The organism is Vibrio sp. Y20_XG_PY13 (assembly GCF_024181925.1).
Taxonomy (GTDB): domain Bacteria; phylum Pseudomonadota; class Gammaproteobacteria; order Enterobacterales; family Vibrionaceae; genus Vibrio; species Vibrio parahaemolyticus.
Map to the genome: position 1 here is coordinate 633,500 of NZ_JAMZAL010000002.1, position 18,814 is coordinate 652,313.

15 protein-coding genes are annotated in these 18,814 nt (G+C 43.9%); 9 read left to right on the forward strand and 6 right to left on the reverse strand.

The annotated features are described in order from the left end of the window. Positions 1–47 precede the first annotated feature (47 nt). The 3 genes from NL646_RS07965 to NL646_RS07975 form a co-directional block, all read right to left on the reverse strand. On the reverse strand, positions 48–818 hold the full coding sequence (locus NL646_RS07965) for an ABC transporter substrate-binding protein (RefSeq protein ID WP_005456273.1): 771 nt from the start codon (positions 816–818) through the stop codon (positions 48–50). 83 nt (positions 819–901) lie between these two features. Further along, positions 902–1,672 carry an ABC transporter ATP-binding protein gene (locus NL646_RS07970; RefSeq protein ID WP_005456207.1) on the reverse strand — a complete coding sequence of 257 codons (771 nt, stop codon included), beginning with the start codon at positions 1,670–1,672 and terminating at the stop codon, positions 902–904. A 264-nt stretch (positions 1,673–1,936) separates the two neighbouring features. Further along, positions 1,937–3,412, reverse strand: coding sequence for a hypothetical protein (locus NL646_RS07975; protein ID WP_024702781.1), 1,476 nt, complete (start codon positions 3,410–3,412; stop codon positions 1,937–1,939). Between the two features lie 456 nt (positions 3,413–3,868). Between NL646_RS07975 and NL646_RS07980 the strand changes: the two genes are divergently transcribed. The 9 genes from NL646_RS07980 to NL646_RS08020 all read left to right on the forward strand — a co-directional run bounded on the left by NL646_RS07980 (position 3,869) and on the right by NL646_RS08020 (position 16,813). Further along, on the forward strand, positions 3,869–5,416 hold the full coding sequence (locus NL646_RS07980) for a DUF3360 family protein (RefSeq protein WP_253664062.1): 1,548 nt from the start codon (positions 3,869–3,871) through the stop codon (positions 5,414–5,416). A 305-nt stretch (positions 5,417–5,721) separates the two neighbouring features. After that, positions 5,722–7,998 carry a formate C-acetyltransferase gene (gene pflB / locus NL646_RS07985; protein WP_005456189.1) on the forward strand — a complete coding sequence of 759 codons (2,277 nt, stop codon included), beginning with the start codon at positions 5,722–5,724 and terminating at the stop codon, positions 7,996–7,998. 152 nt (positions 7,999–8,150) lie between these two features. Further along, a complete protein-coding gene (locus NL646_RS07990) occupies positions 8,151–9,128 on the forward strand; it encodes a lipid A deacylase LpxR family protein (RefSeq protein WP_253664063.1) in 978 nt (325 codons plus the stop codon). Positions 9,129–9,274: 146 nt separating this feature from the next. Then, on the forward strand, positions 9,275–10,015 hold the full coding sequence (pflA, locus tag NL646_RS07995; RefSeq protein WP_005456250.1) for a pyruvate formate lyase 1-activating protein: 741 nt from the start codon (positions 9,275–9,277) through the stop codon (positions 10,013–10,015). Between the two features lie 160 nt (positions 10,016–10,175). Beyond that, on the forward strand, positions 10,176–10,844 hold the full coding sequence (locus NL646_RS08000; protein WP_253664064.1) for an energy-coupling factor ABC transporter permease: 669 nt from the start codon (positions 10,176–10,178) through the stop codon (positions 10,842–10,844). Between the two features lie 154 nt (positions 10,845–10,998). Beyond that, entirely contained in the window at positions 10,999–11,499 is a 501-nt protein-coding gene (locus tag NL646_RS08005) for a YfbU family protein (RefSeq protein WP_005456271.1), read from the forward strand. 489 nt (positions 11,500–11,988) lie between these two features. Continuing rightward, on the forward strand, positions 11,989–13,923 hold the full coding sequence (locus NL646_RS08010; RefSeq protein WP_005456210.1) for a PrkA family serine protein kinase: 1,935 nt from the start codon (positions 11,989–11,991) through the stop codon (positions 13,921–13,923). 47 nt (positions 13,924–13,970) lie between these two features. Continuing rightward, the gene (locus tag NL646_RS08015; RefSeq protein ID WP_005481863.1) at positions 13,971–15,242 is read left to right on the forward strand and encodes a YeaH/YhbH family protein; all 1,272 of its coding nucleotides are present in this window, start codon (positions 13,971–13,973) and stop codon (positions 15,240–15,242) included. 11 nt (positions 15,243–15,253) lie between these two features. After that, complete coding sequence (locus NL646_RS08020; protein WP_005456192.1) at positions 15,254–16,813, forward strand: SpoVR family protein; 1,560 nt, start codon at positions 15,254–15,256, stop codon at positions 16,811–16,813. Positions 16,814–16,890: 77 nt separating this feature from the next. On the opposite strand, the gene kdsB is transcribed toward NL646_RS08020, so the two are convergent. The 3 genes from kdsB to lpxK are packed head-to-tail and all read right to left on the reverse strand — an operon-like array spanning position 16,891 to position 18,813. Next, positions 16,891–17,646 (reverse strand): 3-deoxy-manno-octulosonate cytidylyltransferase, encoded by a 756-nt coding sequence (gene kdsB, locus NL646_RS08025; RefSeq protein ID WP_253664065.1) that lies wholly within the window; start codon positions 17,644–17,646, stop codon positions 16,891–16,893. Next, positions 17,646–17,825, reverse strand: coding sequence for a Trm112 family protein (locus tag NL646_RS08030; protein WP_005378451.1), 180 nt, complete (start codon positions 17,823–17,825; stop codon positions 17,646–17,648). The genes kdsB and NL646_RS08030 overlap by 1 nt, the downstream gene beginning before the upstream one ends. Continuing rightward, complete coding sequence (gene lpxK, locus NL646_RS08035) at positions 17,806–18,813, reverse strand: tetraacyldisaccharide 4'-kinase (RefSeq protein ID WP_021449340.1); 1,008 nt, start codon at positions 18,811–18,813, stop codon at positions 17,806–17,808. Before lpxK ends, NL646_RS08030 begins: the two co-directional genes overlap by 20 nt. Between the last annotated feature and the right edge of the window lies 1 nt (position 18,814).

Genomic DNA, 18,814 nt, shown 5'->3' on the forward strand with positions numbered 1-18,814 from the left:
ACCGTTGACTACTTCTAGGAACAAGCCAACGGTCGCTTAATTACCGCTTATTCGCCGTAAACATCGTAGTTAAAGTACTTGCCAGCAATTTCTTGGTAAATACCTTTATCACGCAGTGACAAGATTGCCGCATCAAGTTTCTTCGTTAGATCTTTATCTTGTTTACGTACAGCGATACCGAAACCTTCACCGAACCATTTCGCATCAGTCAGAGATGGGCCAACAAATTCGTACGCATCACCACCAGCCTTGTTCAATACACCTTCCTCTAGAGCAGATGCATCGCCCAAAACTGCAGCAACACGGCCGTTCGCAAGGTCTAGATACGCTTCGTCAAAAGAGCCGTAACGTACAATTTCAACTTTGTCACCGTAGTTATCAGTTAGATATTTATCGTGAGTGGTCGCGCGTTGAACTGCGATTTTTTGGCCATCTAGATTAGCAAAGTCTAGGTTTGCACCTTTCTTAGCGATGAACTTATTTGGGATCAGTGCGTATTTGCCCGTGAAATCCACTTTCTTCTTACGTTCTTCGGTAATCGACATTGCCGCGATGATCGCATCGTATTTACGAGCCAATAGAGAAGGAATAATGCCGTCCCAATCTTGTGCAACGATCTGACACTTCACTTGCATTTCTTCACACAGCGCATTGGCCATATCAACATCAAAGCCTTTTAGAGAACCATCGGTTTCTGTCCAGCTAAATGGAGGGTATGCGCCTTCAATGCCAAAGCGAACTGTTTTCCATTCTTTCGCTTGAGCAACACCAGACACTGCCGTTGCAGCAAGAGTTGCTGCCAATAACCACTTTTTCATTTCCATACTCCTGTGATTGCTATTTTATTTGGTTTTGTTCGTTGTGCTTACTTAGGAGGCAAAACTCTGCCGCCTAATGAATATTAGTAGATAGATGAGATAAACTGCTGTAATCGCTGAGAATCGGGGTTAGTAAATAGCTTAGCTGGATCTCCCTGTTCTTCCACTAAGCCTTGATGCAAGAACATCACATGATTTGAGACGTCACGAGCAAACGCCATTTCGTGCGTCACCACCAACATGGTTCGCCCTTCATCTGCCAAATCTCTCATTACCCCTAGCACTTCCCCAACAAGCTCAGGGTCAAGCGCAGAGGTAGGCTCGTCAAACAGCATAACTTCTGGATCTACGGCAAGGGCACGAGCAATCGCAGCACGCTGTTGCTGACCACCAGATAAATGACCTGGGTAATAATCTTTACGTTCGTAAAGGCCGACTTTTTTCAGTAACAACTCTGCATTTTCAATCGCTTGAGCTTTCGGCACACCAAGAACGTGAACAGGTGCTTCGATGACGTTTTCAAGAACGGTAAGATGAGACCAAAGGTTAAACCCCTGAAAAACCATAGCTAAACGCGAACGAATACGCTGAACTTGTTTTTCGTTGGCAGGTACGGATTCACCCGCGCGGTTGTTTTTCATTTGAATAAGCTCGCCGTTTACCCAAATTTCACCAGCGGTCGGTGTTTCTAGTAAGTTAATACATCTAAGAAAAGTACTCTTGCCAGAACCGGAAGAGCCAATGATGGAGATAACATCCCCTTTGTGAGCGGCAAGTGAAATGCCTTTCAGGACTTCATTCTGTCCAAATGTTTTGTGCAGGTCTTTTATATCTAGCGCTGGTACATCATTCATGCGCTCTACTCCCTGTGTTTTTGTCACTGCAATTAAGGGACTCCGCCCTCTCTATTTCGGAACAAATTAGCACCACCCCCAGAAAGTTGCAACAAATTATTAACCTAAATAAATCGAATAGATAGATACGATAGACAAATGAATATGCAATATATAGCAACATATTCTTCAAAAGCTGAATATTAAATATAAAAAAGCCCCTTTAGAAGGGGCTTAATAAATTTACAAAAGTGTTAATTGAAACTTATTTAGGGTCGTAATGAATTAATTAAAACGACTGACTACCAATGAGTTTGAAGTACGTAATGTCACTTCATTTTCTAGGCCTTCTTTTTCAGAAGTAATGATGCCATCCAAGTCTTCATCTAGCTCAGGCTCTGACGCTTCACCATTAGAAAAGAAGCTCATGAAAACTTTAGAGTCGATATTGCTATCGTCACTCAATACCAAAGCAGTGCGATTAAAATCGTCCGAAGCTGAAACTTTCAAACCGTTAACGGCTGATGTTGGGAAATTGTAGTAATGGAGCTCAGGAACAACAACAGAGTCACTGTCACTCTTTGTGAATATACGATGTGTGACTTTATAGTCGCCTGAAGCCGCAAAGTAAGCAACACGAGTAAAGCCTTCTGTAGACGATGTTAAACCCATGTCCAGATCAATCACCGAGTCTGCACTTCCTTGTGTTGATACACTTGGTTTTGTGTTTGGCAGGTTATCAATATTTAAGTAAGAGCTTGGATCAACGTCAATATCCCATCCATCAGAGACCGTTTCGTTAAGTAGAGACTCCCAACCATTAACTTGATTCTCTGAGAACGCCATGTATACCCAAGTTTCTTTATTCGTTGCACTAGGGCGATTGTATTCAACGGCAGTTTTATCTAGCTTCAGCGCATCATACGCAAAGCCGTTAGTAACAAAACCAATGTGGAGAGTGTCGTAAGTATAATCAGAAGACGAATAAATGTTTGACGTATTATCCGCTCTGACTAAGGCGATCTCACCAGTCCCCCACGAACCAATACCATACTGGTAAAGCGCTTTGTCGCTTGAACCAGATTCATACTGGAACAACGCCGTTGGCTCACCTTTAAGTCCCATAAGCTCATCGGTAGGCAACATATCAGGGTTAGGTGACGTGAAAATATCGGTTTGCGAGACAAAGTTGTAGTCTCCACCACCTGATTCAGCATTTCGGTAATCTAGGTTAGTAAACTTATTGCTTGCTAAGTTACCGCCAGTAAAGCACTTGTTCAAAGAGTCTCGGTTAAGGGCAAACGTGGCATTACGTAGTTTCTTATCTTGTAAGAATTCTTTTGAAAACGTATTTACGCGAGCTTCTCTACCGTTAAATTCTATTGCTTGAAACGTTACAAAGCCGCCGTCAGGGATATCTTCAAGATAAAACTTAAAGTTATCAGTGGTTGGTTTGATGATGTCTCCGGCTCTTTTGCCATCTGCATCAGAGTAGTAACCGATAACATAGTTAGTCACTTGCTCTTTTGACGCTGCGCTATAGGTTAAAACCGTTTTATCACCGTTGAGCTCGGTTTTGTGGTCATACACCGTACAACCTTTCGCAGTAGCTTCACTTTCAGTCATTGTTGCTGGTATAGCAAAATCAAAAGTAAACGCTGTTTTCGGCGCAGCACCGCCACCACCGCCGCCACCGCCGCCACAACCGACCATTAAACCTGAGATAATTGCCACAAGTGGCAGTACTTTAAGCTGTTTCATGTCTTCTTCCTAAACTGAGCGGCAATGATTAGCCAAAAAATCGTCGTTGCTCGGTACAAAGCAAGAATAAAGCCAGCTTTATATAAACATCGTGAATATTGATCATTTAAGGGTGACTCATGCGATGCAGGGCAATAAACTCTAATTTTATGCAACTTGTGTAATGAAATTACACACTAAATAACCATCTCATTCGCATACCAGACACTTTCTGTAGTTTTATTTCACATCTATTCTTAAAGTGATCTAAATCAATCACCCTAAATGGCTATCTTGCTAGACTCCAGCCAAAAGATGAGGAATTTTTTGTGCCTCAACACAACAAGTTATTAGCTATGCTTAGGCACGACGTCGACGTGTAACAAATCTAATAATAGCTAGCATAGGACGTGCCGCAGGATGCGGAATAACACACTTGAATGAATAATTCATAACTTTTAAATATATGAGGAATCTATGTCAGACGCAGTTAACAAAGCGCACTCTGATTCAGATATCGAGACCAAAAGCTACCGTGAGCTTCATCGTCCATCATCTGAGTTCGCGAGCCGTTCAGACTACCTAGACCACGAACTACAAATCATGAAGCCGCGTCGTTTCGGCTTAAACTTGCCAGGTCGTGACTTCCGCTTTGAGCTTGAAGACCTAGTTCCAGCACTTGCTGGTACTATCGGCATTATCGCAATGTACTCTGCGGTAATGATGTCTTGGGCTGAAGGTCTTACTGCAGCATGGGACCACGTTAACTTAGGTAAAGATTTTGCCATCGAAGTTGCGCGTGTAGAAATGCTAATCCCTGCACTACTTTTCTGTGTGCTTGCTTCTGGCTTTATCAACCCGAAAGCCAACTTAGCAGGTAACCACGGTCCAATGATCCCTCTTATTGGTACCATCGCTCTCGCTGGTGCTCACCCTCTTGCATTGGCAATTCTTATTGGTGTATTCGGTCTTCTACTTAGCTTCTTGAAAGGCGGTTCTAAACTGGTGAACCTCACCTCAGAGGGTACAGCTGGTGGCTTGCTCATTTTCTTGGGCTTGACGGGTACCATGAGCCAAATCAACTCGATTCAAGAATGGGCGGTTGGTCTACAATCTTCTACTGTTGAAGCTGGTAGCATGGGTTACGTGGGTCTGATCGTGCTTGCAGTGACTATCGCACTATACGCTTTCCTTGCAAAAGTGAACAAACGTTGGCTTGCGATTCCAGTGTGTGCTTTCACAGGCCTTATTATCGCTCTAGTGCTAGGTGCTGGTTTTGACATCAAATTCGTCACTGAAACTGGTCTACCGAATCTAAACCCTGTTTACTGGTGGGGCAGCACTGAAGAAGGTTGGATGCTCGGTCTTCCTAATATGGAACACTTCATCGCGTCACTGCCTTTTGCAATCCTAGCAGTAGCAATGTGGTCTCCTGACTTCTTAGGTCATCGTATTTTCCAAGAACTTAACTACCCTAAAAAGACTGAAAAAGTACTAATGGACGTTGATGACACAATGACTATGTGTTCTATCCGTCAGATGGTAGGTACAGCGGTAGGTGGTGGTAACATCACTTCATCTTGGGGTACTTACATGATCCCAGCAGCGATTGCAAAACGTCCAATTCCTGGCGGTGCTATCCTTCTTGGTCTTCTGGTGATGATCATCGCGATCCTTGGCTTCCCAATGGACATCGCAGTATGGCCACCAGTAATGCGTGTCGCTCTTCTTGTAGGTGTATCTCTACCTCTACTTGAAGCTGGTATGCAAATGGTGAAAGACTCTAAAGACTCTCAAGCAGCGGGTATCTGTATTTTCGGTTCTGCCGTCGTTAACCCTGTACTAGCATGGGCATTAACAATGCTACTTGATAACAACGGTCTAATTGGTGACAAAGAGCGTGCAGCTCGCCTGTCATTCGTAGACAAGATTGTGACCCCAGTAGGTGTACTTGTTATCTGTTTGGTCGCTATGCTTGCAGTTGGTATGCTAGAAGGCCAGTATGGCATCAAAGCTTGGCTGTAAGGCTGATTGTTCAAAAAACGTGTGGGTAGCGCTTGTCGCTACCCCATTTTTATCGAGATTTTTGAGGATTTATTGATTTAGTTTAAGGTTTGCAAAAAAATTTTAGTTTAACCTCTAGTTGTCTCTTAAAAAGAGTGTCATTAAAGATAGTGACAATATTTATAGTTTTGTGACCCAATTTTTTAAATTTAAGACTATAAATATTGTTATTCAAAAGAGTGTACTGTTCCCCCTCAGATTTTGGGGATAGCTGGCTCAACGGCGAAGCAGTACGTAATTTTTTCTACTAAAAAGGTAGGTATGTCATGGCAGAGCAATTTGCTAAAGCTTGGGAAGGTTTTGTTGCAGGTGACTGGCAAAACGAAGTAAACGTTCGTGATTTCATTCAAAAGAACTACACTCCGTACGAAGGCGACGAATCTTTCCTAGTTTCTGAAGGTACTGAAGCAACTAACAAGCTTTGGGCTAAGGTAATGGAAGGTATCAAGCAAGAGAACTCAACTCACGCTCCTGTTGATTTCGATACTTCTATCATCTCTACCATCACTGCTCACGATGCAGGCTACATCGAGAAAGATCTTGAGACTATCGTTGGTCTTCAAACTGACGCTCCTCTAAAACGCGCTATCATCCCTAACGGTGGTATCCGCATGGTTGAAGGTTCGTGCAAAGCATACGACCGCGAACTAGACCCACAAGTTAAAAAAATCTTTACAGAATACCGTAAAACTCACAACGCTGGTGTTTTCGACATCTACACTCCAGAAATCCTAGCTTGTCGTAAATCTGGTGTTCTAACTGGTCTTCCAGATGCTTACGGTCGTGGCCGTATCATCGGTGACTACCGCCGTGTTGCTCTATACGGTATCGACTTCCTAATGAAGGACAAACTGGCTCAATTCAAATCTCTACAAGAGCGTTTTGAGAACGGTGAAGATCTTCAAATGACTATGCAGCTTCGCGAAGAGATCGCTGAGCAACATCGTGCACTTGGCCAAATGAAAGTGATGGCTGCGAAATACGGTTGTGACATCTCTCGCCCTGCTGAAACTGCACAAGAAGCTATCCAATGGACTTACTTCGGCTACCTAGCAGCTGTTAAGTCTCAAAACGGTGCTGCAATGTCTCTAGGTCGTACTTCTACGTTCCTAGACGTTTTCATCGAGCGTGATATCGCTGCTGGTAAGCTTACTGAAGAACAAGCTCAGGAAATGATCGACCACTTCGTAATGAAACTACGTATGGTTCGTTTCCTACGTACTCCTGAGTACGATGACCTATTCTCTGGCGACCCAATCTGGGCAACTGAGTCTATGGGTGGTATGGGTCTTGACGGTCGTACGCTAGTTACTCGTACTAACTTCCGTTTCCTAAACTCACTATACACAATGGGTCCTTCTCCAGAGCCAAACATCACTGTACTTTGGTCTGAGCAACTACCTGAAGGCTTCAAGAAGTTCTGTGCGAAAGTATCTATCGATACTTCTTCAATCCAGTACGAAAACGACGACCTAATGCGTCCAGACATGAACTCTGACGACTACGCAATCGCATGTTGTGTATCTCCAATGGTTGTTGGTAAGCAAATGCAGTTCTTCGGCGCTCGTGCTAACCTTGCGAAAACTATGCTTTACACCATCAACGGTGGTGTGGATGAGAAGCTAAAAATCCAAGTTGGTCCGAAAATGCCTAAGATCGAAGGCGACGTACTAAGCTATGACGAGTTGTGGGAAAAAATGGACCACTTCATGGATTGGCTAGCGAAGCAGTACGTGACTGCACTAAACGCAATCCACTTCATGCACGACAAGTACAGCTACGAAGCTGCACTAATGGCTCTGCACGACCGTGACGTTAAACGTACTATGGCTTGTGGTATTGCTGGTCTATCTGTTGCTGCTGACTCTCTGTCTGCAATTAAATACGCAACTGTTAAACCTATCCGTGATGAAGACGGTCTAGCAATCGACTTCGAAATCGAAGGCGATTACCCTAAATTTGGTAACAACGACCCACGCGTTGATGACATCGCATGTGAACTTGTTTCTGTATTTATGGGCAAAATCCGTAAGCTTAAGACTTACCGTGATGCAATCCCTACTCAGTCAATTCTTACTATCACTTCAAACGTGGTATACGGTAAGAAAACTGGTAACACACCTGACGGTCGTCGTGCTGGTGCTCCATTTGCTCCAGGTGCAAACCCAATGCACGGTCGCGATGAGAAAGGTGCTGTAGCATCACTAACTTCAGTTGCTAAACTGCCGTTTGCTGACGCACAAGATGGTATCTCTTACACATTCTCTATCGTACCTAACGCACTAGGTAAAGATGAGGGTTCACAACGCGCTAACCTTGCTGGTCTGATGGATGGTTACTTCCACCACGAAGCTGGTATCGAAGGTGGTCAACACCTAAACGTGAACGTTCTTAACCGCGAAACTCTAGAAGACGCAGTTAAGCACCCAGAGAAATACCCTCAGCTAACAATTCGTGTATCTGGTTACGCTGTTCGCTTCAACTCTCTAACTGCAGAGCAACAAGCTGACGTAATCGCACGTACATTCACTGAGTCTCTATAAGACTATAGCGAAATAACGTTTTAGTGATACAACAAAGGCTGATGCTGCAAAGCATCAGCCTTTTTTTGTTTCTTGAACTAAAGTTGTGACATTGCGGAAGATTTTGATTGAATTCTTACGTATGATGCAAAAAAAGTTAGTAAATGCAGTATATGAAACTCAGTAAATTAATTTTCCTTACCCTTTTATCGCCAGTTGCTCTGGCATCCACCAAATCCACAGTATCCTTTACCCTTGATAACGATGGCATTTTTGGTGTCGACCAAGATTACACCAACGGTATATTCTTCTCTTACGCAACCGAGAAGCTAAAAAAAGAAAGCGAATGGAAATGGTTCAGCTTAGAAAATGCAGACCAATCCAATGTCGATAAGATCGAGGTAGTACTTGGCCACAAGATGTGGACTCCAAGTGATATTGAAGCAGACTACCCTCTTGCCAATGACCGTCCATATGCTGGTTACCTACACACTGAAATCAACTACCTATCTCTAACCGCCGATCAAGCCGTTCGCTATAACTTCACCATTGGTGCCACAGGTGAAAGTTCTCTATCAGAAAAAGCGCAGGAAATTGTTCACGGCATCACTGGTTCAACCGATCCTCAAGGCTGGGATTACCAAATTGACGATGAAATTGCCTTTAGCGTTGGTTACCGAGCTTTCAATAAACTCATGCGCAGTAAGGGCCAGAAGACGCAATGGGAAATCACTAATGTGAATGACATTAACGCAGGTAACTTCCGCAGCGATGTATCACAAGGTGTCATGTTCCGCTGGGGCACGAATCTAGCCAACAGTATTGGCGCAGCAAACATCAGTGTAGAAAGCCCTTTCTCTGCCAGTATGCTTGCGAAAAATACCTCCAGTTGGTTTGTCTTTACAGGATTTGAAGGTCGATACCGTTTCAACGATATCACCATTGAAGGCGATCGCTCAGGTATTCCAGGCTCATCAGAACCTTATGATGTGACTCTAGAAAACTGGCAAGCAAGTGCCGTTGCAGGTGCAACTTGGTATAACCAGAATTACGGCGCAAGCCTAACCTTTACGGTGAAAACACCTGATTACGAAGAATCACAAACTGACGTTTATGGTACTGGTTCTTTCTCAGTCTTTGCTTTCTTTTAAATAGTATTTATCTCTCCGGCCAATGAACGCATCATTGGCCGTTTTCTTTGGTCACATTACGCTGCCTTAGCCACCCACAAGGCTGTTTTAACCCTGCTTTTTGTAATAAAATAACAGCAAGAATTTATTAGTAATGAGAGCAAAAGATGTCAACAACTGGTCGTATTCACTCATTTGAATCATGCGGTACCGTAGACGGACCTGGTATTCGTTTTATCGTCTTCTTGCAAGGTTGTTTAATGCGCTGTAAGTATTGCCATAACCGCGATACTTGGGACACGCATGATGGTAAAGAAGTTACTGTTGAAGAAATCATTGCCGAAGCGAAAAGCTACCGTCATTTCATGAATGCATCAGGTGGTGGTATCACTTGTTCTGGTGGCGAAGCCATGCTTCAACCAGAATTTGTTCGCGACTTTTTCCGTGCGGCTCACGCAGAAGGCATCCACACATGTCTAGATACCAATGGCTACATTCGTAAACACACAGAAGTGATCGACGAAGTATTGGACGCGACTGATTTGGTGATGCTAGATATCAAACATATGAAAGATGAAATTCACCAAGACTTTATCGGTGTGTCGAATCGACGTACGTTAGACTTTGCTCGTTACTTGCACAAAATTGGTCAAAAAACATGGATCCGCTACGTAGTTGTGCCGGGTTACACCGATGATCCAGAAGCGGCGCACATGCTGGGTGAATTCATTAAAGATATGGACAACATCGAGAAAGTTGAACTGCTCCCATACCACAAACTCGGTGCACATAAATGGGAAGCTCTTGGTTTAGAGTACCCTCTTGAAGGCGTGAATCCTCCTTCAAAAGAGACAATGGATGAAATTCAATCCATCTTGTCTCAGTACCACTCTAACGTGAAATACTAAGCAAATAAGAAACTTAACGTTCTAGAAATGCCAGCATTTAGCTGGCATTTTTGTATGTAACACTGGCAAATTCCTTATATAAATCACCAAGGCGTGTAAAATAGCGCCCCAACAAAAGGATTAACGTAAAAGTAACAAACGCATTTTAGGAAAAGAGTTCATGGACTGGTTTAACGTAGGCTCACTCATCATCGTCACTTGGGTTGTCGTTGCTTTTTGCATACCCGATTGGAGAAAAGTAGTTTGGCCTAAACTTGAACAAGAGAAAGCATTTCAACATATCGTACTTGCCTCTTTCTTCCTCATTACGGTTCTTTGGTCTGCTCAAGCAGGAGTAAAAGAAGGGTTACAAATACACTTTCTCGCGTTAACGACACTAACCATGATGTACGGTTGGCGAATGGCTTTTTTGCTCAGCATTCCTGCTATGATCGCCTACCACTGGATACACGATATTTCGTTTATCTTGCTCCCGATCTCTCTTGTGCTATCGGCGCTCGTTCCAATATTAATCAGCTACTTAGTCTTTTTGCTTAGTTACCATTATTTACCCCGCAACATCTTTGTGTTTATTTTTGTCGCTGGCTTTTTTAATGGCGCACTCACAGGCAGCTTACACTTAGTATTTAACTCGTTTTATCACTTGTTGGTTGGCCACTACGATTGGGAAACCATTCAACACAACTACTTTATTTTTGTCCCATTGCTTGCGTTCCCCGAAGGGTTACTTAACGGGATGTCACTGGCAGTATTAACCGTCTTCAAGCCAGAGTGGTTAAGAGTGTTTTCGGACCGAGATTACATATACAACCACTATCACAAAAAGTAGATATTCTTCTTATATCGTGTATCTCAACGTGGCTGAATTCGACAATTCTTGCCATTTTTTCATATTAAATATGTGTTGAGATCATGTTTCACCCTTGTCTGAAGCGTTAACCTAAGCACATTAAAAATGTATTAGATTATTTAGTGAGGTCATCATGGAAATGTCAAACGCTCAACGTTTGATCCTATCAAACCAATACAACCTAATGTCTCAGCTTGATCCGAATAATGCGGCTAAATACAAACGCCTACAGACGATCGTTGAACGCGGCTATGAGCTACAAATGCGCGAACTGAACAAAGATTTCGGTTGCCTTTCAGAAGCAGAATGCCGTGAAATCATCGACATTATGGAGATGTATCACGCGATGCAAGAATCTAACAATATGTTAGATGCGGAAGAGCGTAGCAAAGTAGACCAACGTCGCTTACAGTTCTTAGGTTTCGATATCGCAACAGAAGCGCAGCAAGTGCATTACGTCCGCTTCCTTGTTGATTCTGAAGGTCTTTACCCACAATTCGACAAGGCAGATCACCACTTTAACAGCCAAATGCCAATGCTAGATAAATACCGCCGCATGCTGCAAACTTGGCGTAACTGCCCTCGTCAATATCACTTGTGTGAAAACGAGCTTGCACAAATTTTTAGTGCGTAAGATAGCAAGTCTTTGATTAGGAGAGCATTCGCTCTCCTTTTTTTATTTTCCTATCACAACTTCCATTCTTCACTACCGTATCCTTCTGCTTATCTTGTGCAATGTGGAATAACGAATCACTGAAATTCTGTATTTTTCACCAAATATTTGATTTATCTCCGCCCTATTCGCAACATAAATTCATCCTTATCTAAAGAGTGATTCAAATGTCACTTTTACAATAAATTCATAATTGTTAAGCAAAATTGCAAATCCCCGACTAGGCTTAAGTAGAGAAAGGCTGTGACTGAAAAGTACACATCCACTGCTCACCGTTGTGATGAAAAAACTGTCCATAAAGCAAAGTCTTTGGTGTTACTGGTCATACATTTCGTACAAACCAAATGAGATAACAGGACGTCGACATTCAGGCAACTAAGAGCACAGCAAAACGTGGAACAGCCTGCACCAACGTTCGTCGGTAGACTGACTATTAAAGGGGAAAGCGACATGAGTATTTTCGACCACTATCAATCCAGATATGAAGCTGCAAAAGATGAAGAGATGTCGTTACAGGAGTTTCTAGCCCTGTGTAAGGATGACAAAAGTGCTTATGCGAATGCAGCAGAACGCCTACTGATGGCAATCGGTGAGCCAGAGATAATAGATACAGCTAAAGACCCACGTTTGAGCCGCATCTTCTCCAACCGCGTTATCTCTCGCTATGAAACATTCAAAGACTTTTATGGTATGGAAGATGCGATTGAACAAATTGTTTCTTACCTCAAACATGCGGCACAAGGATTAGAAGAACGCAAACAGATCCTCTATCTATTGGGCCCTGTTGGTGGCGGTAAGTCCTCACTTGCTGAAAAATTAAAATCGCTTATGGAAGCGATGCCTATTTACGTATTGAGCGCTAATGGCGAACGCAGCCCAGTGAACGACCACCCATTCTGTTTGTTCAAAGCGACCGAAGATGGCGAGATTCTGAAAACGGACTACGGTATTGAGCAGCGCTACCTTCGCTCAATCATGTCACCTTGGGCAGCGAAACGCCTTCACGAATTTGGCGGCGACATCACCAAATTTAAAGTGATGAAAGTTCGTCCTTCTATCCTTGACCAAATCGGTATTGCGAAAACCGAACCTGGTGATGAGAACAACCAAGATATTTCATCACTCGTTGGTAAAGTGGATATCCGTAAACTCGAACACTACTCTCAAGACGACCCAGATGCGTACAGCTACTCTGGCGCGCTGTGTAAAGCAAACCAAGGCTTGATGGAATTCGTCGAGATGTTCAAAGCGCCAATTAAAGTATTGCACCCATTACTAACCGCAACACAAGAAGGCAACTTTAACGGGACGGAAGGCCTTTCTGCGATTCCATTCGACGGCATGATTTTGGCTCACTCTAACGAATCTGAGTGGCAAACCTTCCGCAACAACAAAAACAACGAAGCCTTCCTAGACCGTGTATACATCGTAAAAGTACCGTACTGTTTACGCGTATCGGAAGAAGTTAAAATCTATCAAAAACTGCTTGAAAACAGTGAACTGTCTCAAGCCCCTTGCTCACCAAGCACATTAGAAACATTGGCGCAATTCAGCATTCTTTCTCGTCTGAAAGAGCCTGAAAACTCGTCTATCTTCTCGAAAATGCGCGTGTACGACGGCGAGACGCTAAAAGACACCGATCCCAAAGCGAAAAGCTACCAAGAATATCGAGATTACGCAGGCGTCGATGAAGGTATGAACGGCCTATCTACACGTTTTGCGTTTAAGATTTTGTCTCGCGTGTTCAACTTTGACCAAACCGAAGTGGCAGCAAACCCAGTTCACTTGTTCTATGTGATTGAACAACAAGTAGAACGCGAACAATTCCCTTCAGAAACCGCAGAAAAATATCTTGAGTTTTTGAAAGGGTACCTCGTTCCTCGTTATGTTGAGTTTATCGGTAAAGAGATTCAAACCGCATACCTAGAATCTTACTCTGAATACGGCCAAAACATCTTCGACCGTTATGTTACCTACGCAGACTTCTGGATTCAGGACCAAGAATACCGTGATCCAGAAACGGGGCAGCTATTTGACCGCGCGTCTCTCAATGCGGAACTAGAGAAAATTGAGAAAACCGCTGGTATCTCCAACCCGAAAGATTTCCGAAATGAAATCGTCAACTTTGTGCTTCGTGCGAAAGCCAATAACAATGGTCAAAACCCAGTTTGGACCAGCTACGAAAAACTGCGCACGGTAATCGAGAAGAAAATGTTCTCCAATACCGAAGAGCTTCTTCCGGTTATCTCGTTTAATGCGAAAACCTCTTCTGAAGATCAGAAGAAACACGACGACTTTGTCGCTCGCATGATGGAAAAAGGCTATACCGAGAAACAGGTTCGCCTACTTTCTGAGTGGTACCTACGAGTACGTAAGTCATCCTAACCCAGTGTTGAGTTAGGTCGCTTGTGAAACATGAAGAGGGCTATTTCATGGCGCAATTTATAGACCGCAGGCTCAATGGCAAGAACAAGAGCGCTGTTAACAGACAGCGCTTCTTGAAGCGCCATAAAGAGCAGATCAAAGAGTCGGTAGCTGACGCAGTGAATCGACGCTCGATCACGAATACAGAAACGGGCGAAGACGTCTCAATACCGCACAAAGACATTAACGAGCCGATTTTCCATCAAGGGAAAGGTGGCGTGCGTGAACGCGTGCACCCTGGTAACGATCAGTTTATTACGGGTGATAAAATCGAGCGTCCAAAAGGTGGAGGTCAAGGCAGTGGCTCTGGTGAAGGTAACGCAAGTCCCGATGGCGAAGGTCAAGATGAATTTGTGTTCCAAATTTCAAAAGATGAATACCTGGATATTCTTTTTGAAGACTTAGAGCTACCGAATCTAGAAAAAAATCAAATCGCTAAAATTACGGAATGGAAAACTCACCGAGCAGGTTTCCAAACTGCGGGGATCCCTTCCAATATTTCCGTTATTCGTTCATTGCAGCAATCGTTAGCTCGTCGAACCGCCATGACGGCTGGCAAAAAGCGACTTCTTAAAGAGCTCGAAGACGAGTTGACTCGCATCAAAAATATTGAGCCAGCACAACAACTTGAAGAAAATCGTCTGAAAAAAGAAATCGAAGAACTGCGCAAGAAAATTGAAAATGTGCCGTTCATCGATACTTTCGATTTACGTTTTAAAAACTACGAAAAACGACCAGTCCCTTCTAGCCAAGCCGTGATGTTTTGTTTGATGGATGTGTCTGGTTCTATGGATCAAGCGACCAAAGACATCGCAAAACGCTTCTATGTGCTGTTGTATCTGTTCTTGACTCGCACCTATGAAAACGTAGACGTTGTGTTTATTCGCCACCACACGCAAGCCAAAGAAGTCGATGAACACGAATTTTTCTACTCGCAAGAAACCGGTGGCACCATCGTATCTAGTGCTTTGAAATTAATGGATGAAATCGTCAAAGAGCGTTACCCGGTTGGTCAGTGGAACATCTACGCAGCTCAAGCGTCCGATGGGGATAACTGGGCGGATGACTCACCACGATGCCGAGATTTACTCGTGAATAAGTTGCTGCCAAATTGTCAGTACTATTCTTATATAGAAATCACGCGTCGCTCACATCAAACCTTATGGCACGAGTATGAGAAGCTCACCGACGAGTTTCCAAACTTCGCTATGAAGAATATTCGCTCTGTGGAGGATATCTTCCCAGTCTTCCGAGAACTATTCCAAAAAGAAACGGCGTAAGGAGGCTAGCGATGACTACCGCAACAAAAAACCTCTCTGGAGAGGCGCCTAAAAAGCGCAACAGCAAGTTGCTACCTGACGGACCGGATTGGACATTCGAACTGCTTGAACGCTATCACAAGGAAATAAAACGTGTCGCGGAGCACTATCGTTTGGACACCTATCCAAATCAGATCGAAGTGATCACGTCTGAGCAGATGATGGATGCGTACTCAAGTATCGGTATGCCTATCAACTACAACCATTGGTCATTTGGTAAAAAGTTCATTCAAACAGAACAGAACTACAAACATGGTCAGATGGGCCTAGCGTACGAGATTGTGATTAACTCTGACCCTTGTATTGCGTATTTGATGGAAGAGAACACAGTCACCATGCAAGCACTTGTCATCGCGCACGCGTGCTACGGTCACAACTCTTTCTTCAAGGGGAATTATCTGTTCCAAACGTGGACGGACGCCAGTTCTATCATCGACTACTTACTCTTTGCTAAAAAGTACCTTGCCGAATGTGAGGAGCGCTACGGCGTTCAAGAGGTTGAAAAACTTCTCGACTCCTGCCATGCGTTAATGAACTTTGGTGTCGACCGCTACAAACGACCAGAGAAAATCTCGATTACCGAAGAGAAGGCCCGCCAAGAGGAGCGCGAGGCTTATCTGCAATCTCAAGTCAATGAACTGTGGCGAACCGTACCAAGAGCCAAAACTAAAGAAGAAGACATTAAAGAGCGCTTCCCTAGTGAACCTCAAGAAAACCTACTCTACTTCTTTGAGAAACATGCGCCGCTCTTGGAACCATGGCAACGCGAGGTTGTTCGAATCGTCCGAAAAATCAGCCAGTACTTTTATCCACAGAAGCAAACTCAGGTTATGAATGAGGGATGGGCAACGTTCTGGCACTATACGATTTTAAACCACTTGTATGATGAAGGTATTGTGTCCGAAAAGTTCATTCTTGAATTTTTACATAGCCATACAAGTGTGGTTGCTCAACCACCTTACAACAGTCCTTACTTTAGCGGTATCAACCCCTATGCTCTCGGTTTTGCGATGTTCCGCGATATAAAGCGTATTTGTGAAGAGCCAACTGACGAGGATAAAGAGTGGTTCCCGGATCTAGCAGGAACAGATTGGTTAGATGCCTTGCATTTTGCTATGCATAATTTCAAAGATGAAAGCTTTATCAGCCAATATCTGTCTCCGAAATTGATGCGTGATTTCAAACTGTTCGCCATCAACGATGATGACAGGAAGAACTTTATTGAAGTCTCCGCCATACATGATGAAATGGGCTACAAACGCATTCGAGAAACTCTGGCAGCGCAGTACAACCTATCAAACTTAGAGCCTAACATTCAGGTGTTTAACGTGGATGTTCGTGGTGACCGTTCACTCACGTTGCAGTACGTTCCTCATAACCGCATTCCACTCGATGAAAGTTATGATGAGGTATTGAAACACGTCTATCGCCTATGGGGCTTTGACGTAATCTTAGAAGAAGTTAAAGACACGGGACACAGAGAAACATTAGCCACTTGTCCAAAACGCAATCAGTACGACTCAAACATTTAGCAAAAAATAGACTCATCCCCTTAAAGCCAAAGGCTCCATGAAAGGAGCCTTTTTATTAACTGCAAGAAGTAGAATCGTTACGCTTTTTTCGCAACAATAGCTCTAACGGCTTCAAGATCTTCTGGCGTATCAACGCCTGCTACTGGCGCTTCTTTAGCGACTGCAACGTGGATTTTCTCGCCGTACCAAAGCACTCGTAACTGCTCTAGGCATTCAATTTGCTCTAGGGCACTTGGCGCCCAGTTTACGTAAGTATTAATGAAACCTGCGCGGTATGCATAGATACCGATGTGACGCATCAATGGATTCACGATAGCTTTGTCTTGCTTAGCGAAGTTATCACGATCCCAAGGAATTGTTGCTCGGCTAAAGTACATGGCATAACCACGCTCATCAGCAACGACTTTTACGGCATTTGGGTTAAAGACTTCATCTTCAGATTCAATTTCAACCGCCAACGTAGCCATAGGCGCATCACTAGCGGCTAAGTTATCTGCGACTTGGCGGATGATAACTGGTGGTACCAAAGGCTCATCACCTTGAACGTTCACAATAATGTGGTCAGCAGGAATGGCCATTTTGTCTACCACTTCCGCTAAACGCTCTGTACCAGATTCGTGGTTTGGCGAAGTCATACAAACTTTGCCACCGAATTGCTCAACCGCCACAGAAACTCGCTCATCGTCAGTAGCAATGATCACGTCATCAGCGCCAGCTTGCATTGCTTGTTCGTAAACCCATTGCACCATTGGTTTACCACCGATATCAGCCAGTGGTTTACCTGGTAAACGGCTCGAAGAGTAACGAGCCGGTATCACAACCGTAAAAGACATTAACGTCCCTCATCCATACTCATGGTGCGAGCTTCTGGCTCAAGCAGAACAGGAATACCCTCTTTGATAGGGTAAGCAAGGCGATCCAATTTGCAGATCAACTCTTGATTATCTTTATCGTAAGTCAGCTTACCTTTACACACTGGGCAAGCCACAATCTCAAGCAGACGGTGATCCATAAGTCGCTTTAACCTCTTTTATTCGATTTAAAATTCGCTCTGCATCTTTAGGCTCAAATTGAGCAGATACAGGCAGATACCACCAATTGTCTTGTGCGTAGTCGCTACATTTGACAGCATCTTTCTCTGTCATAATCACATTCGCCCCTTGCAGAGCCAATGCTTCAAGTTCTTTTTGGTCAAAGTCTTGATGGTCCGCAAAACCTTTCGTGACTTTAACATCCGCATTCATTGATTCTAGTGTATTAAAAAACCGAGGTGGATGCCCGATACCGGCAAATGCCACCAGCGCCTTTAACTCACTCACATCAACTTGCTGCTTGGTCTTTAGGTTGATCGCTTTTGATGGCGCTAGAGACATCGAGATCTCACCCTGATGGGCCAAACCACCATTGGTGATGATAAAGTCAACTTCCTGAAGTCGCTCAACACCTTCGCGCAATGGACCAAGCGGAATCAAACACTCATTACCAAAACGACGATTTCCATCAACAATCACAAGTTCAACATCACGCTCTAGAGCATAATGCTGCAAACCATCATCGGTAATGATGATATCCACATCTAACTCTAATAGCGCTTTCACGGCGTTTGCACGTACAGGGTCTACTGCGACAGGAGCTCCGGTGCGCCGGTGGATGAGTTTAGGTTCATCACCACAATGTTGAGTAGGAGTATCATCATTTAACACCAGCGGATACTGCGGAGCCTTCGCACCGTATCCTCGAGACACCACTCCCGGTTTATACCCCAGATGTTGTAATTGCTCGACCAGCCAAACCACAACAGGCGTCTTACCATTGCCACCAGCGGTGATATTACCGACCACTACTACGGGCACGGGTGCTTGATACGCTTGCTTGCGACCAGTTTGGAACTGTTGACGCTTCGCTCTACTGATTGCACCAAACAACACACTGAGTGGCCATAATAATGGCCACAACAGATATTTTAATGGATGATTTTCAAACCAGATTTTTTCAACCACA

What these genes read in the sequence shown, in the direction of transcription:
- NL646_RS07965 (WP_005456273.1), bottom strand. Translation starts at nt 818, where the DNA reads ATGAAAAAGTGGTTATTGGCAGCAACTCTTGCTGCAACGGCAGTGTCT.
- NL646_RS07970 (WP_005456207.1), bottom strand. Translation starts at nt 1,672, where the DNA reads ATGAATGATGTACCAGCGCTAGATATAAAAGACCTGCACAAAACATTT.
- NL646_RS07975 (WP_024702781.1), bottom strand. Translation starts at nt 3,412, where the DNA reads ATGAAACAGCTTAAAGTACTGCCACTTGTGGCAATTATCTCAGGTTTA.
- NL646_RS07980 (WP_253664062.1), top strand. Translation starts at nt 3,869, where the DNA reads ATGTCAGACGCAGTTAACAAAGCGCACTCTGATTCAGATATCGAGACC.
- pflB (WP_005456189.1), top strand. Translation starts at nt 5,722, where the DNA reads ATGGCAGAGCAATTTGCTAAAGCTTGGGAAGGTTTTGTTGCAGGTGAC.
- NL646_RS07990 (WP_253664063.1), top strand. Translation starts at nt 8,151, where the DNA reads ATGAAACTCAGTAAATTAATTTTCCTTACCCTTTTATCGCCAGTTGCT.
- pflA (WP_005456250.1), top strand. Translation starts at nt 9,275, where the DNA reads ATGTCAACAACTGGTCGTATTCACTCATTTGAATCATGCGGTACCGTA.
- NL646_RS08000 (WP_253664064.1), top strand. Translation starts at nt 10,176, where the DNA reads ATGGACTGGTTTAACGTAGGCTCACTCATCATCGTCACTTGGGTTGTC.
- NL646_RS08005 (WP_005456271.1), top strand. Translation starts at nt 10,999, where the DNA reads ATGGAAATGTCAAACGCTCAACGTTTGATCCTATCAAACCAATACAAC.
- NL646_RS08010 (WP_005456210.1), top strand. Translation starts at nt 11,989, where the DNA reads ATGAGTATTTTCGACCACTATCAATCCAGATATGAAGCTGCAAAAGAT.
- NL646_RS08015 (WP_005481863.1), top strand. Translation starts at nt 13,971, where the DNA reads ATGGCGCAATTTATAGACCGCAGGCTCAATGGCAAGAACAAGAGCGCT.
- NL646_RS08020 (WP_005456192.1), top strand. Translation starts at nt 15,254, where the DNA reads ATGACTACCGCAACAAAAAACCTCTCTGGAGAGGCGCCTAAAAAGCGC.
- kdsB (WP_253664065.1), bottom strand. Translation starts at nt 17,646, where the DNA reads ATGTCTTTTACGGTTGTGATACCGGCTCGTTACTCTTCGAGCCGTTTA.
- NL646_RS08030 (WP_005378451.1), bottom strand. Translation starts at nt 17,825, where the DNA reads ATGGATCACCGTCTGCTTGAGATTGTGGCTTGCCCAGTGTGTAAAGGT.